This is a genomic window from Streptomyces sp. NPDC048718, assembly GCF_043198875.1.
Taxonomy (GTDB): Bacteria; Actinomycetota; Actinomycetes; order Streptomycetales; family Streptomycetaceae; genus Streptomyces.
This window is the reverse complement of the sequence record NZ_JBICVG010000001.1, coordinates 496,579-511,083: the sequence shown is the minus strand read 5'-3', so window position 1 is coordinate 511,083 and position 14,505 is coordinate 496,579. Positions and strand designations below refer to the sequence as shown.

The window sequence follows — 14,505 nt, the reverse complement described above, 5'->3', positions numbered from 1 at the left end:
GCCCGGAAGTCGGAGGGCGGAGGTTCTTTCCTGACGGACCGGGACCGGGACCGGGGCTGGAGCCGGGGCTGAGCCCGGGGCTGGAGCCGGCGTCAGGCGGTGTGAAAATATCAGTCCATGATGATGTCAGTCGACGCTGATCTCTTGCGGGTCCTGTCCGACCCCCTCAGGCTCCGGATCGTGACCCTGCTCGCCCGCGAGACGCTGTGCACCACGCACCTCGTGGAGGAGACGGGCGCCCGGCAGACCAATCTCTCCAACCATCTGCGCGTCCTGCGCGAGGCGGGGGTCGTGGACACCGAGCCCTGCGGCCGGTTCACGTACTACCGGCTGAAGCCCGACGTCCTCGACGCCCTGGCCGGCCAGTTCACCGCCCTCGCCGCGACCGCCCGTACCCACGCCGATTCCAAGAGGTCCTGTTGACTCCCGCCGCTCCCCCGGCCACCGCCGAGAACTCCTCGGTGGTGGCGAAGCTGTCGACGCTCGACCGTTTCCTCGCCGTCTGGATCCTGCTCGCCATGGCCCTCGGCCTGGGTCTCGGGCGACTGATCCCGGGCCTGAACGACGCGCTCGCCAAGGTCGAGATCGGCGGGATCTCGCTGCCGATCGCCGTCGGCCTGCTGATCATGATGTATCCGGTGCTCGCGAAGGTCCGCTACGACCGGCTCGACGCCGTCACCGGCGACCGCAAGCTCATGGTGTCCTCGCTGGTGATCAACTGGATCGTCGGTCCGGCGGTCATGTTCGCGCTGGCGTGGACCTTCCTGCCGGACCTGCCCGAGTACCGCACCGGCCTGATCATCGTCGGTCTCGCCCGCTGCATCGCCATGGTGATCATCTGGAACGATCTGGCCTGCGGCGACCGCGAGGCCGCCGCCGTCCTCGTCGCCCTCAACAGCGTCTTCCAGGTCCTCGCGTTCGGCCTGCTCGGCTGGTTCTACCTCGATCTGCTGCCCGGCTGGCTCGGCCTCGGCGAGGGCGAGTCGCTCGACATCTCGATGGGGAAGATCGCGCTGAACGTGGTCATCTTCCTCGGCGTCCCGCTCCTCGCGGGCTTCCTCACCCGTCGCCTCGGCGAGAAGAAGCTGGGCCGCGAGACGTACGAGTCGACCGTCCTGCCGAGGATCGGTCCCTGGGCGCTCTACGGGCTGCTGTTCACGATCGTCGTGCTCTTCGCCCTCCAGGGGAAGACGATCACCTCGCAGCCGCTCGACGTCGCGCGGATCGCGCTGCCGCTGCTGGCGTACTTCGCGGTGATGTGGTTCGGGACGTTCGCGCTCGGCAAGGCGATCGGTCTGGCATATGACCGCACCGCGACCCTCGCCTTCACCGCCGCCGGCAACAACTTCGAGCTGGCCATCGCCGTCGCCATCGCCACCTTCGGCGTCACCAGCGGCCAGGCGCTGTCCGGGGTCGTCGGCCCGCTGATCGAGGTGCCCGTCCTCATCGCGCTGGTCTACGTATCGCTGGCCTGGCGCAAGAGGTTCGGACCGGCCACCGCCGGCGGGCGACGGTGACCGCCGACCGCCGATACCCCTCCTCATGAACACCGAGGGCCCGACCGCGGGAGCGGTCGGGCCCTCGGTGTTCGCGCGGGGCCGGGGGTCCGGGTCAGGCGGTCGCGGCCCGGGTGAGCACCAGGCTCATGGCGGCGAGCACCGCGGGCTCGACGCGGTAGTAGACCCAGGTGCCGCGCCGCTCGGAGGACAGGAGCCCGGCTTCCTTCAGCTTCTTCAGGTGGTGGGAGACGGTCGGCTGGGAGACGCCGACATCGGAGATGTCGCACACGCACGCCTCGCCGCCCTCGTGCGAGGCGACCGCCGAGAACAGCCTCAGCCGGACCGGGTCACCGAGGGCCTTGAACATCTTCGCGGTCCGCTCGGCCTCCTCGGCCGTCAGCGGGCGTTCGTTCAGCGGAGGGCAGCACGGCTCCACCGCTTCGGCTTCCTCGGCCTGGATCAGCGGCAGCAGCGGATACGGAGCAGTCGACATCGCCATGCCTTCAATATTGACACATGTCTATGTTGACGTCCATCGAATCAGGTGTCACGCTGGCAAGCGAGAGATAGACGGATATCGAAGCAACAAGGGAGCCGAGCCGTCATGCCCCACCCCACCACCGCCACCGCCACCGCCTCTGCTGAGCACCTGCCCGTCGTGGTCGTCGGCGCCGGGCCCGTCGGCCTGGCCGCCGCCGTCCGCCTCGCCGAGCGGGACCTGGCGCCCCTGGTCCTGGAGGCCGGCGAGCGCGCGGGCACGGCGGTACGCGGGTGGGCGCACGTCCGCCTCTTCTCCACCTGGAACGAGATCACCGACCCGGCCGCCGAGAAGCTCCTGGCGCCGACCGGCTGGGTGAAGCCCGACGTCACGACGTACCCGACGGGCGGCGAATGGGCGCAGCGGTACCTCCAGCCGCTCGCGAACACCCTCGGCGACCGCGTCCGCTACGGCGCGACCGTCACCGGGATCTCCCGGGCCGGCCGGGACCGGGTCGTGGACGCCGACCGTGCGGAGCAGCCGTTCACCGTGCACGTCGCGTACGCCGACGGGCGCGAGGAGCGGATCCTCGCCCGTGCCGTCGTCGACGCCTCCGGGACCTGGACCCTGCCGAGCCCGGCGGGCGCCGACGGCCTGCCCGCCCTCGGCGAGCGCGGTGCGGCCGACCGGATCGCGTACCGCGTACCGGACCTCGCCGACCCGGCCGTACGGGCCCGCTACGCGGGCCGCCGCACCGCCGTCATCGGCTCCGGCGCCTCCGCCTTCACGGCGCTCGCCGCCCTGGCCTCCCTCGCGAAGGCACCGGACGGTGCCGGCACCCACGCGACCTGGATCCTGCGGCGTGGCCTGTCCGGCTCGACCTTCGGCGGCGGCTCCGCCGACCAGCTCCCCGCGCGCGGGGCGCTCGGCCTCGCCGCCAAGGCCGCCGTCGACGAGGGGCACGCGGACGCCGTCACCGGCTTCCGCATCCAGGCGATCGAACGCGACGGCGACGGCCGGCCGATCCTGGTGGCCGAGGACGGCCGCCGGCTGGACCCGGTCGACGAGGTCGTCGTCCTCACCGGTCTGCGCCCCGACCTGTCGTTCCTCGGCGAGCTGCGCCTCGGCCTCGACGAGCGCCTCCAGGCCCCCACCGGCCTCGCCCCGCTCATCGACCCCAACCAGCACTCCTGCGGCACGGTCTACCCGCACGGCGCCCAGGAGCTCGCCCACCCGGAGCCGGGGGTCTACCTGGTCGGCATGAAGTCGTACGGCCGCGCGCCGACCTTCCTCGCCCTGACCGGCTACGAGCAGGTCCGCTCGGTCGCCGCCGCCCTCGCGGGCGACCACGAGGCCGCCGCCCGTGTCGAACTCACCCTGCCCGAGACGGGAGTCTGCGGCGGCGCGGGCCTCTTCGACCAGCCGAACGCCGACCAGCAGGCGGAGGGCGGCGGCTGCTGCGCCCCGGCGCCGGCGGAGGCGGAGGCGGAGACCGAGCCTGCCGCAGAGCAGGAGCCGGAGGAGGGCGGTTGCTGCGCGCCGACGCCGGTGACGATCGAACCCGCCACCGACACCGTCACCACCGAGGGCGGCTGCTGCACGCAGGCGCCCGCGGTGGCAGAGCCCACCGTCGACCAGGAGGCGGGGGACGGCGGCTGCTGCACCCCGACCCCCTCGTCCGCCCCTCGGACGATCCAGCTCGGCGCGGCGCCGACTCCTCCGGCGTCCTCCTGCTGCTGACGGAATCCGAGCCGGGGAGCCGGAGCGAACCACCGCCCCCGTCCCGCCCGTTGGCAGTGCCGGCGCCCCCGCTCCACCTCCGAGGCCGGCCCCAACAGACGGCCCCCGCCCGGCACTTCGCCGAGCGGGGGCCTTCCGCTTCCAGGGCGCGCGTCGACGCGGCACGCGGCATCGGCCGCCACACCCGCCCAAGCTCGCCCGGTCAGATCGGCAGGCCCCACCCAGGGCCGTCCTCGTCATCGAGCCACACCCGCTGCCCGGCGGCCGAGACCGTGATGCCGAACCGCTCCTGGTGCGGTTCGCCGGCGGCCTGCCAGTCCCGCACGGCCTGCTCGACCCGGTCCCACAGGCGGACGGGCCCGCGCTGCACGACGGTCCACCCGCCCTTTCCATCGGGGGCCGTCCGGGCCTGCGAACCGGTGGACACGTCCCAGAGGATCTGTTCCGCCCCCGCCCCCATGCGTTCGGCCGAGGGCGCCGCGAGCTGCGCGATCCAGCGGCCGGTCCAGTCGTCGAGCTTCGTGGGGTCGATCAGGCTCGGACGCTCGTCCCCGGGCAGCAGGGCGAGCGCGGGGCGGGGCGGGCGGTCGTGCGGCCGGGCGATCATGAAGCTGGTGTAGCCGGGCAGGAAGCGGCCGGTGGCCTCCCCGGGGCCGGTCACCTCCAGCAAGGCGAGGGCGTGGGCGTAGCTCCAGCCGGAGAGGGTGACCAGGATCTTTCCGCCCGGCTTCTACCTGATGCAGCCAGGGCAGGGGGAGGTAACGGACCGAACAGGTGGCGATCAGCCGGTCGTACGGGCCCCCGTCCGGGTCGCCGCGCAGCCCGTCGCCGATGATCAGCCGGGGTGCGAGGCCGACCGCCTTGAGCGCCACGGCGGCGGCCCCGCCCACCACGGGGTCGTACTCGACGCTGGTCAGGTTCGCGTCCCCGAGGCGGTGCGCGCCGAGGGCGGTCGAGTACCCGGTTCCAGTGCCGATCTCCAGCACCCGGTGCCCGGTCTCGGCGCCGAGCTGCTGCCACATGCGCAACACCAGCGACGGCAGGGTGGACGACGACGAAAATGAGCCGGTCACGGTCCCCTCGGCCACGTCGTCGGGCCTTACCCGGCCGTCCAGTTGGGTGATCAGCGTCTCATCGGAGTAGACCCCCTCCAACCATCCGGGCTCGCCCTCCCGGACGACTCGGTAGGCGGTCGGAATGCTGCCCTCCACCGCCCTGAAATAGGCCCCCGTGAACAGCTCCCGGGGGACCGCCCTGGCGGCGGCCCGCCACGCGGGGTCCGCCAAGGTGCCGTCCTCGGTGAGCCTGTCTGTCAGGGCGTCGCGGAGCTGAGCCGATGTGCTCATGCGTCGGGGCCTTTCTCCAGCTGGTCGGTCAGAGCATGGGCGATGGCAGCCGTGGTCTCCTCGGGCTGCCACGCCCATTGACCGTTCGGGTTGCACTCAAGGAAGTACCAGTCACCGGCGACGGTGACAGCGAAGTCGAAGGCACCGGACCGGAATTCGCCTGCCGCTCCCACCCCGGGCGCGGGCCGGACAGGTCCGGGGCGAGGAGGGGGATCAGGGGGCCGGATCAGGGGCGGGGCAGGGTCGGATCAGGGGAAGGCCAGGGGGAGGTCAGGGTCAATGACCAGCCCATCCCTGCCTGTTCGTGGATATAAAGAGGCATGACCGCACTGCACTGGAAGCTCGTCATCGACGCCGCCGACCCGCACGCGCAGGCCGCGTTCTGGGCCGCCGCTCTCGACTATCACCGTGAGGACCACAGCGCCCTCGTCACCCGCCTCCTGGAGGCGGGTGCCGCTCCCGCCTCCGCCACGATCACGGTCGACGGGCGGCCCGCGTGGCGGGACCTGGCCGCCGTCCGGCACCCGGACGAGCCCTTCGATCCGGCCTCGGACACGGGGCTCGGCCGCCGCATTCTCTTCCAGCGCGTGCCGGAGCCGAAGCAGGACGGCAAGAACCGTCTCCACCTCGACCTCCATCCGGCCCCCGGCACCCGCAAGGCGGAGATCGCGCGCCTGGAGGCGCTGGGCGCCACCCTGCTCCAGGAGGTCACCCAGGCGGGCGGCTCGTGGGGGATCATGACGGATCCCGAAAACAACGAATTCTGTGTGCACTGACCCCGCCGGCTCCACCCTGACCAGTACGGGAAACCTCTGAGGATGATGGCGGGATGCCGGGACAGCGGAAGAGGAAACAGCGGCAGCGGGCCGGGGCGCGGCGGGCCGCCGAGCGGTACGACGCGCGGTTCGGGCCCGAGGCGGGCCGCTGGGAGGTGCGCTTCGGGACCTCCGACGAGGGGGAGTGGCGCTCCCATCTCGCCCAATTCCTGGCCACCGAACCGCAGTTGAACGCCGAGGACATACGTATCGACCGATACTGCGGGCGCCTGGTCACGCCGGACTACCACCAGTTGAGCGTGTTCGTACGTCACGACCGCCCCGCGGCGGCACCCTCCGCCGATGAGCACGAGGCAGGGGCCCCGGGTCGCGAGGTCCAGGAGTAGCGGGCGGCGCGCCGGGGCCCGTTGCCGGGCCACCCCCACCCCGCCATGTGACGTGCGTCACCTCACCCACCCGCGAACGGTCGAGGCGACGCGCCCCGATCACCCGCCTCTCGCCACCCCCACTCCCATTTCCCCAGGTGGGAGAACCCAGCCCTTGGCGCTCAAGCGGTCACAGCCCACAAGGGTCTACACCTTTGCGTAACCACATGATCACTATCGGTCGAAAGAAATGCGTTTCTCGATACGCGTTTGCCCATGCCGATTCGAAAAGCTGCGGTTGAGGGCACGAGCCCTCCGGTTCCCCTGGAAGGGGAGGGGTGCCGCGTCATGTGATCCCAAGGGAAAAGGACCTGTGACCGTTCACGATCTCCCACTCGCGCTGGTCGTCCTGACCGCCCTGCGCGTCTTCGCTCCCGACGCGCGCGCCCTGACACGGCGTCTGCTGCGCGCCGGAGTACGGATCGGCGCCACCGAGCTCTTCTCGGAGGCGCAAGAACCCCCCGTTCCCGCCACGGCGGTCCTGCCGCCCGCGTCCCCGCCGCGAGGAGGGGTGAATCCATGAACAGTGCGCCGCGACCCGAGGAGCCGGACCGGCGGAGCGACGACGCTCCGCCCGGGACCGGGCTCAGGGAAGAGGGTCATTTCCTGGAGAGGATCCAGCACATCGAGGGCATCGAGTACCGGATGACACCGGACCAGGAGGCGTTCTACGACCTCTACGCCCGCGCCCACCTGCGCTACGCCCACACCATGCTGGGCGACAAGGAGGCCGCCAAGGCGGTCGTACGCCGCTGCTACTCCCACCTCGCCCTGAACTGGGTGATGGTGCTCAAGGAGGAGAGCCCCGAGGCGTACGCGTGGAAGCTGCTCAAGCAGCGTGTGGAGACGCATCTGCGGCTGGCGAACCAGTCCCCGCAGATGGTGCAGACGGCCGCCTTCGAGCAGGCCGCCCGCGTCACCCTGGAGATGATGCGCAGCCAGTTCGCGGTGATGGAGTCGGCGCTCGGCCTCTACACCGTCATAGCGGGGCTGCCCGAACGGCAGTACGACGTCATCGTCATGCACTACGTCCTCGGCTACCCCTCGGCCAAGGTCGCCCGCATCATGGGCATCAAGCCCGACACCGTCCGCGCGCACCGGCGTCTGGCCCGCGAGCGCATCGCCATCAAGCTCGGTCTGTCCCTGGAACCGGCCGCCGCCGGCATCGACCTCGACATCGAGAACGAGAACGACATCGGCATCGAGAACGGGCCCGCGCCCGAGCCCGAGCACACGACCGAGAAAGAGAAGGAGTAACACCGTGCGCAGCATCCACGACGTCCTGGGCGGTGCCGGGTACCCCGACCCGTTCACCGACGAGGACCTCGCCGGCCTCAGACAGGAGATCGTCCGCGACGTGACGTCGACCCTGATGTTCGGCTCCTCGCCGGCCCCGGTCGGTCACTTCCCCACCCTCCACGACGAGGCCGCCCGGCAGCTCACCACCCTCTCCGGCCACCTCCTGCGCCACCGCGACGCCGCCGAGCACGTCGCCCAGCTCGCCCACGAGGGCATCGACGACGACGGCGCGCTGCGCTTCGGCTGCCTGCTCTTCCTCGTCGCCGAGGGCGAAGGGGCCCGGTTCTGGTGGGGGTTCGCGGCCGGGGCGGGCAACGCCACCGCCGCCCAGTGCCTGTACCTCTACCACCAGGCGCGCGGCGAGCTGCGCGACGCCGACCACTGGGCGCTGCAGGCGGTCACCGGCGACGACCCCGTCGGCTCGCGCACCTCCGCCTTCCGCGCACCCGCCCGCCCGGAGAACGGACCGGACAGCGGGGCGGACAGCGGGCCGGACCCCCGGCCGGGCGCCTCGCCGGCCCGGCACGAGGCCCTGCGTGCGGCGGTACGGAGCCTCAAGGTCGACGCCGTCGAGGAGTCGGGCTACAGCCGCGTCCTGCACCCCGAACAGCACCTGGCCGACCGGATCGGGGAACTCGCCCACGCCCTGTAGAGGGCGGAGAAGGGCGCGGGGAGAGGGAGGCCGGTCGCCCAGCCGGCGGCGGCCGGCCCCCCTCAGCCCAGCCCGTCAGCCCGTCGATCCAACCCGTCAGCCCAGCCCGTCAGTCCAACCCGTCGGTCCAACCCGTCAGCCCAGCCCGTCAGCCCAGCCCGTCGGTCCAACCCGTCAGCCCAGCCCGTCAGCCCAGCCCGTCGGTCCAGCCCGTCAGTCCAACCCGAGGAAGGCCAGCGGGTCTTCCTCGTCCTCGCCCGTCTCCGTGAGCGTCGTGAAGGTCAGGGGTACGTCGAGGTCGGCGAGGCCCGCGAGGGCGTCCGGCGGCAGGACGAGCGCGGTCCGGGACGCGGCGACGCCCGCGATGTCGATCTTCACCGACTCCCCCGCCTGCCGCAGCGCGTCGACCGCCGCCGTGTGCGGGCGGAGGAATCCGATGAGCGTCGCGGCCTGCTCGGCCGGGTCCGGGGAGTGCCGCTCGTCGATGGTGAGGGTGGCCCAGCCGGGTCCGGAGTAGACATCGATGCCGTCGGCCGAGACGAACTCCTCCAGGTCGGCGAGGCCCAGCCCGGCGAGGAGGGACGCGGGTTCCCCCTGCCGGCCCGACACGACGACCAAGGACGTGATCAGTCCGCCCCACGGCTTCGTCTTCACCACCGGGCCCCCCGCACTCTTCCGCCCCATCCCTTTTCTTCCCGTCCTGTTTCCCTCATACCGAAACCGAATCCCTCAGTGCTCACGGAATGCCTCAGCGCTCGTTCATATTGGCCGCGACCCTGAGCGGAAATCCCAGGTCCGCGATCCGTCGGACTTCCTGGGGTCGCAGAGCCAGCGTGCAGTCGTTCCCGGCGAATCCATAGATTTCCACGGAAACCCGCTGTCCCCGCTTCGCCAATCCCGCGAGTTCACCCCGCCGGCTTTCCGCGAGTTCGAGAACGCGGCCGAGCTGGTCGTGGAAGTCCTGGCCGGGGGCGGTGTCGCAGTCGATCCCCCAGTAGCCGTCGACGTCGTCCGGCTCCCGCCACGCGCCCGGTCCCGGCTCGCGGGTACTGGTGGGGACGACGCCGAGGAGGTCCGTGACCTCCTCGGGGCGGAGATCGGGCGCCGTGACGACGAGCGACACCGTCGTCTGGACCCAGTGGCGCTTTTCGTTCTCATCCACGCTGTTCATCCCGCGCTCCACCCACGCTCGCCATTTCCCTGGCTATCCGGATCCGGCCGGCCGCCCGGGCGCCCGGCCGACGGACCGGGCTAGAGGATCTCACGGCAGGCCGCCCAGTGGACATTGCCCATGCCGGGCTCCAGCAACTCCCCCAACCGGGTCTTCTGCCCCACGGTCGTCGAATTCTCGAACACGCTGAATCCGCCCCCGCCCGAGGAAGCGGGCGGCCCCAGCGTGTAGTCGGGAATGACCTCGCCGGGTTTGAACGTCTGCGAATAGCCGCCGGGATACACACCCCGTTCGACGGTCAGACCGTTGAGTCCGGGCAGCTTGTCGCCGTGCTCCACGTAGAAGGTGATGTTGGTGCCCTCCGGGACGGTGATCTCCCCGGCGCCGCGCTCGACGTACCCATGCCCGGCGAGCACCTTCTCCCCGTCGGGGCGGCCGCCCTCCAACACGCGGTCCGCGTAGTAGTGGCCGTCCGTGTCCGCGTACTTCTTGTTCACGATCTGCGGGTTGGACTCGCGCAGCGCCTGCATGACGTCGGCGCGCTCCGGCATGGGGTCGCCGACGCCGCGCGCGGCCTCGCGTTCGATGCCCTGCCGGGCGCCGCGGCGCGCCGCCACCTCCAGGCCCTCCATCCCCTCCCGCGTGGCGAGGCGCAGCCCGCCGCGCGCGAGGCCGGCGCCCTTGGTGCCGACGAGTTCGGGGATGAGCCGGCCGATGAACTCGGAGGGGTCCTTGGTGAAGCCGTCGACGGCGGCCTGGACGATCCGTTCGGGGTGGGCGGCGGTGGAGACCAGGCCGGCCAGCACCGTGTTGACGTTCTGGACGTAGGCGGCGGGGTGGGTGAGGTTGTACGGGTCGGTGGGGTTGAGGCCCCGGACGAAGTTGAGCAGTCCGCCGGTGCCCTTGAGCACGCCGCCGACGACGTGGGTCAGTTCGGTGTCGACGGCCTTGAAGCCGTCTTCGAGGTCGTGGCCGAGGCGGTCGAGCGGCGGCGGTTCGGCGGGGGCGTGCGCGAGGGCGGCCTTCACCTTGCCCTGCGCTTCGGCGGCGGCGGTGTTGCGCTGCCGCCGGGCCTCGGCGAGTTTCTCGACGGCGGCTTTGACGTCGGCCTTGCCGGGGTCCTTGAAGGGTTCGGGCCGGGGGCCCGGGTCCTCGTTCGCCTTGATCTTCGCGTTGTAGGCGTCGACCTTCTTGTTGTACGCGTCGGTCGCGTCCTTGGACGCCCGCACGCCCTTCTTGTAGAGCTCGACGGCTTCCTTGGCCTGCCCCTGGGCCCACTTCACGGTGCTCGCGTACGCCGTGAGCGCGCCGGCGGCCGTATCGCACGCCTCGGCGGCGTGGACCCACTTGGCGGGGTGGACACCGAAGGCCTTCCGGAAGGCGTCGCCGCCCTCGCCCTGCCAGCCCGTGGAGTCGATCTTCTTCAGACCGGCGCTCACCTTGTCGAATGCGCCGTGGAAGTCCTTCAGGTGCTTCGCGCTCTCGCGGATCTTGTCCGGGTTGCCGTGGACGAGTTCGTCGGCTTCCTCGGTCTGGCCGAGCTGCTGTTCGCCGGGGGTGGCGCCGAGATCGGAGGCGACCTCGTCGCCCCAGTCCTCGACGGCGTCGGCCCAGTCGTGCGCGCCGACCTTGTCGAGTCCCTCGCCGATCCGGTCCGTGGTCCAGTCGACGCCTTCGCCGAGCTTCTTCTTGCCCGCGTCGTAGACGTCCTCGACGCCGCCCAGGAACGAGTTGGCGAGGCTCCCGAGTCCCATCAGTCCTCGGCCCCCTGCGGCCGGGCTCCCTGCGACTCGGCCGCCTGCGGCCCGGCCGCCACCTGCTGCTGCTCGGCCGCCTTGGCCCGGGCCTCGGGCGAGGGGCCGAAGGTGTCGTCGAGGTACTGGTCGTACGCCTCGTCCGAGACGCCCAACGCCCCATGCAGATTGGCGGGGTTGAAGCCGGGCGGGCCGAGGCCGATCGTGCGGGAGGTCATCACGTCACGGCCGGCGTCCTTCCACGCCTGTCCGCTGTTGTCCAGCGCCTTCTCGAAGGACTCCCTGCTGTAGTCGACGTCCCCGCCGTACACGCCGGAGGTGGCGATGTCGCCCCAGCCCATCTTCTCCACCTCCTCCTCGGAGGCGTACGGGTTGCCGATGGCGGAGTTGACGACGACCTTAAAACTGCCCTTCACGTACTGGTCGGTCTCGTAGAGCGTGCCCGCCGCGAGGCCCGTCTTCCGCGCGAAGCCGTTGCCCTCGTTGATCAGCGACCGGACGCCCCATTCCCAGCGTTCACAGAACTCGTTGAAGCCGTCGGTCAGCCCCTCGTGGCCGAGTTCGAGGCCGGAGAGCGCGATGTCACCGAAGCCGCGCCCGGCGCCGGCCGTACCCGCCATGCCGAGTTCCTTCAACTCGCCCAGGGCTTCGGTAAGTCCCTTGGCGATCAGGGCGAGCCCTTCCGTCTTCAGGTCCTTGCCCGTGCCGTCGGTCATGCTCCGCCCCTCGCCGAGAAGTCCGTACCCGCGGCCACGTCCGCACCGGCCCCGAGCGCCGCGCCCACGCTCGCGCCCGCGCCGGGCTCGGCGTCCACCGCCGCCTCGTCGGGGACGATGCCCCGTACCGGCGGGAACACCATGCCGTCCGGCCCGTCCGCGCAGTCGAGAGCGACCCCGCAGGGCACTCCGGTGGCCGGGACCGCCACATCGAGGAGCCGCGCGCCGAGGATCCGCTGGTAGCGCCATTCCCTGCGGAACTCGCCGCGCGCCTGGGCGTATCGGGCCAGCGCGGGCGGGTCGGAGAAGGCGAGGATGAACCGCAGCCCGTTGAAGTCGGAGGTGAGCAACCCGCGTTCACTGTCCGGACCGTCGCCCTCGCCCAGCGGGACGAGGACGGGCGTCTGCCGGAACTCCTCCAGCAACTCCGCGAACCGCAGTCTGGCCGCAGCAACTTGATGATCCTCGCCCTCAGGCTCGGGCTCGGGCTCGGGCTCGGGCACCGACCCCGGCACGACCTCAGGCCCTGCCCCCGACTCCGGCCCCGGCCCCGGCCCCGCATCCCGTACCGCATCCTGCGCGGCGGGCCGAGCGCCGGGCTGCGGCGGGGCGATCGTGCCCACGAAGTCGGACAGGCGAGATCTCGGCTTGTTCGCGTCTTCCGTACGGTCTTCCCCGGCGTCGGTCACGATCGCCATCGTCACACCGCCGTGACGGACGGGACAAGAGGGTTTGGGCGATTCCGTCCCTCCCCACTACCCGGCACACGACATACAGCCCATGTGTTCGAAGTGGACTTTCAGGAAGAGCTCTTGACGACCGCCGTGTTCTGGCACGCGGTGAGCAGCCAGCGGCCGTCATCCTGCTTGCTCATCACGTACAGCGGAGCGCCTTCGCTCTCCTTACCCGGGGAGAGATAGCGCTGCCGCACCTTGACCGCCGCCCTCGCCCTCACCACCACCGGTAGGCCCGGTACCGGCAGCGCTCGGGCCGGCGCGTGCGCCGCCCGCAGCGTCGTCCTTCTCGCCGGTCCGGCCGCCACAGCGCGCGACGGCCGGAACTACAACTGAATCGGCACATACGTCGGAACCCGCGGAATTCGTGGAGCCCGCCGGATCAGCCGATGAGGAAACGCTGATTGAAGCCGCCCGTGCAGCTGTACTGAATGATCGGCGCGTTGTTCGCCGTGCTGCCGTCGCGCACGTCCAGGCACTTGTCCGCGAAGGTGTCGATCTCGTACGCGCCGTTGCTCAGGGACGTGAGGCGGAAGCGCTGGTTGTACGAGTTGGTGCAGGCGTACTGGATGATCTGGACGTTGTCGGCGGAGCTGCCGCCCCGGACGTCGAGACACTTGTTGGCGAAGGTGCGGATGCGCACCTCGCCGCCGCTGAGCTGCTCGACGCTGAACTTCTGGTTGACCTGGCTGCCGCAGGCGTACTGAACGATGCGGACGTCGTTCCCCGTGCTGCCGTTCTCGACGTCGAGGCACTTGTCCGCGAACGTCTTGATGCTGACGGACCCCTGCGCCGCCGCCTGGGTCCGTCCCCCGGCCTGCCCCTCGGCCTGCCCCTGGTTCTGCCCGTCGGCCTGCGCCTGGGCGGTGACGGCGCTCGCGCCCAGGGCGAGACCGACGACGGCCAGGACGCTGGTGGCCACGCGTACCGAACGGCCGGAAAGGCGAGTCTTCATGGATTGCTCCTCGACTGCGAAAGGAAGGTACGCGGGTCCACAGGCACCGCGCGGCGGCAGACAGCCGACACACGCGTATGACGATCCTGCGCCCCCGCTTGATCACCCGAAGAGATACCGCACCCCGAACGCGCCCCGCCCGGGCTCGCCGCCCGATTCACCCGGCCGTGGTCAGCGCGTTCGCAGGATGACGATCGGAACGGCATATGCGTACAGGGGACACATTTTCGCCCCGCCTGCCGGCGGGGGCACGATGACGAGTTCCGGGTGGATGGCCCAAGCCCTGGCCAGGCGTGGACGTTCGCCCCGGCCCCCATCCTGGCCTTCCGACTGCTCTTGCCTCAGGCCGGGCGCCTGACCTCGAAGAGGAAGCAGCCGTACTCGACGGCCCGTACGTGCACGAGCTTGACCTCCGGGTCCGCGAACGCCTCCGTGAACGCCTGGTCGAAGCCGTCCGCCACGTCCTCGGGGACCTCAAGGAGCCGCCCGCCGGCGATCCGCCCCCGCGCGTCGTAGCGGCGCACCGTCCGCAGGACGCCCGGCCGGCCGAAGGGGTACGCGTCGGGGCCGTCGCCCGGCCCGTCGCAGGGCTCGGTGTGGATGAAGACGGGCCCCTGCTCGTCGTACGCACCGGGGTCGACCCCCGCCGCCGCGGCCCACCGCCGCAGCGGGGCGTACGAGACGAGCGCGATCCGCTCCCCCGCCTCGGTCCGGCGCAGGCAGCAGCGCAGCGGATTCCCGGCCTCGCTCTCGGTCTCGGCGTACGGAACACAGGGGCGCCCGGCGTCGTCGACGTTCCGCAGCTCGTCGAGGACGGCGGGCGGGATGGGCCGGGCGGTGTAGATCTGGGTCTGCGTGCTCATGTGTCCAGCGTGGCGAGGCCGTGCCCCTGACGCTGGCAGCATTCGGACACGGTGCTGAGAGTGGAGATACGCGCCTGCGGCGAACGCGCCGCCCTCG

At 71.4% G+C, this 14,505-nt stretch carries 16 protein-coding genes and 2 pseudogenes; 8 read left to right on the top strand and 10 right to left on the bottom strand.

Going from position 1 to position 14,505, the window contains the following annotated elements; translation table 11 throughout:
• The first annotated feature begins 117 nt into the window (after positions 1–117).
• Positions 118–423, top strand: coding sequence for an ArsR/SmtB family transcription factor (locus ACGFRB_RS02420; RefSeq protein WP_393237942.1), 306 nt, complete (start codon positions 118–120; stop codon positions 421–423).
• Complete coding sequence (arsB, locus tag ACGFRB_RS02415) at positions 420–1,517, top strand: ACR3 family arsenite efflux transporter (RefSeq protein WP_393237939.1); 1,098 nt, start codon at positions 420–422, stop codon at positions 1,515–1,517. The genes ACGFRB_RS02420 and arsB overlap by 4 nt, the downstream gene beginning before the upstream one ends.
• A gap of 94 nt (positions 1,518–1,611) precedes the next feature.
• Here the strand turns inward: arsB and ACGFRB_RS02410 are convergent, their stop codons facing one another.
• Positions 1,612–1,992, bottom strand: a complete 381-nt coding sequence (locus ACGFRB_RS02410) for an ArsR/SmtB family transcription factor (protein WP_393238224.1) — start codon at positions 1,990–1,992, stop codon at positions 1,612–1,614.
• Positions 1,993–2,103: 111 nt separating this feature from the next.
• On the opposite strand from ACGFRB_RS02410, the gene ACGFRB_RS02405 reads away from it, so the two are divergent.
• Entirely contained in the window at positions 2,104–3,717 is a 1,614-nt protein-coding gene (locus tag ACGFRB_RS02405) for an NAD(P)-binding domain-containing protein (RefSeq protein ID WP_393237937.1), read from the top strand.
• Positions 3,718–3,919: 202 nt separating this feature from the next.
• Here ACGFRB_RS02405 and tgmC read toward each other — a convergent pair.
• Positions 3,920–5,063, bottom strand: a pseudogene (gene tgmC / locus ACGFRB_RS02400) (ATP-grasp peptide maturase system methyltransferase).
• 320 nt (positions 5,064–5,383) lie between these two features.
• Here tgmC and ACGFRB_RS02395 point away from each other — a divergent pair.
• From ACGFRB_RS02395 to ACGFRB_RS02375, 5 genes are all read left to right on the top strand, one after another.
• A complete protein-coding gene (locus tag ACGFRB_RS02395; RefSeq protein ID WP_393237934.1) occupies positions 5,384–5,839 on the top strand; it encodes a VOC family protein in 456 nt (151 codons plus the stop codon).
• A gap of 53 nt (positions 5,840–5,892) precedes the next feature.
• Positions 5,893–6,225: a hypothetical protein gene (locus ACGFRB_RS02390; protein ID WP_393237932.1), complete on the top strand. Its 333-nt coding sequence runs from the start codon at positions 5,893–5,895 to the stop codon at positions 6,223–6,225.
• A 352-nt stretch (positions 6,226–6,577) separates the two neighbouring features.
• A complete protein-coding gene (locus ACGFRB_RS02385; RefSeq protein ID WP_393237929.1) occupies positions 6,578–6,787 on the top strand; it encodes a hypothetical protein in 210 nt (69 codons plus the stop codon).
• Entirely contained in the window at positions 6,784–7,521 is a 738-nt protein-coding gene (locus ACGFRB_RS02380; protein WP_393237926.1) for a sigma-70 family RNA polymerase sigma factor, read from the top strand. The genes ACGFRB_RS02385 and ACGFRB_RS02380 overlap by 4 nt, the downstream gene beginning before the upstream one ends.
• A gap of 4 nt (positions 7,522–7,525) precedes the next feature.
• Positions 7,526–8,215: a hypothetical protein gene (locus tag ACGFRB_RS02375; protein WP_363009854.1), complete on the top strand. Its 690-nt coding sequence runs from the start codon at positions 7,526–7,528 to the stop codon at positions 8,213–8,215.
• 213 nt (positions 8,216–8,428) lie between these two features.
• Here the strand turns inward: ACGFRB_RS02375 and ACGFRB_RS02370 are convergent, their stop codons facing one another.
• The 8 genes and pseudogenes from ACGFRB_RS02370 to ACGFRB_RS02335 form a co-directional block, all read right to left on the bottom strand.
• Positions 8,429–8,869, bottom strand: a complete 441-nt coding sequence (locus ACGFRB_RS02370) for a hypothetical protein (protein WP_363009856.1) — start codon at positions 8,867–8,869, stop codon at positions 8,429–8,431.
• Positions 8,870–8,963: 94 nt separating this feature from the next.
• On the bottom strand, positions 8,964–9,386 hold the full coding sequence (locus ACGFRB_RS02365; RefSeq protein WP_393237922.1) for a DUF4279 domain-containing protein: 423 nt from the start codon (positions 9,384–9,386) through the stop codon (positions 8,964–8,966).
• Positions 9,387–9,466: 80 nt separating this feature from the next.
• Positions 9,467–11,140 (bottom strand): putative T7SS-secreted protein, encoded by a 1,674-nt coding sequence (locus ACGFRB_RS02360; protein ID WP_393237919.1) that lies wholly within the window; start codon positions 11,138–11,140, stop codon positions 9,467–9,469.
• Positions 11,140–11,856, bottom strand: a complete 717-nt coding sequence (locus tag ACGFRB_RS02355; protein WP_393237916.1) for a hypothetical protein — start codon at positions 11,854–11,856, stop codon at positions 11,140–11,142. The genes ACGFRB_RS02360 and ACGFRB_RS02355 overlap by 1 nt, the downstream gene beginning before the upstream one ends.
• Entirely contained in the window at positions 11,853–12,359 is a 507-nt protein-coding gene (locus ACGFRB_RS02350) for a hypothetical protein (protein WP_393237913.1), read from the bottom strand. The genes ACGFRB_RS02355 and ACGFRB_RS02350 overlap by 4 nt, the downstream gene beginning before the upstream one ends.
• A gap of 296 nt (positions 12,360–12,655) precedes the next feature.
• Positions 12,656–12,799: pseudogene (locus ACGFRB_RS02345) on the bottom strand (DUF4440 domain-containing protein); the annotation flags it as partial.
• 173 nt (positions 12,800–12,972) lie between these two features.
• Positions 12,973–13,545, bottom strand: coding sequence for an RICIN domain-containing protein (locus tag ACGFRB_RS02340; RefSeq protein ID WP_393237910.1), 573 nt, complete (start codon positions 13,543–13,545; stop codon positions 12,973–12,975).
• Between the two features lie 341 nt (positions 13,546–13,886).
• Positions 13,887–14,408, bottom strand: coding sequence for a DUF1203 domain-containing protein (locus tag ACGFRB_RS02335; RefSeq protein ID WP_393237907.1), 522 nt, complete (start codon positions 14,406–14,408; stop codon positions 13,887–13,889).
• Between the last annotated feature and the right edge of the window lie 97 nt (positions 14,409–14,505).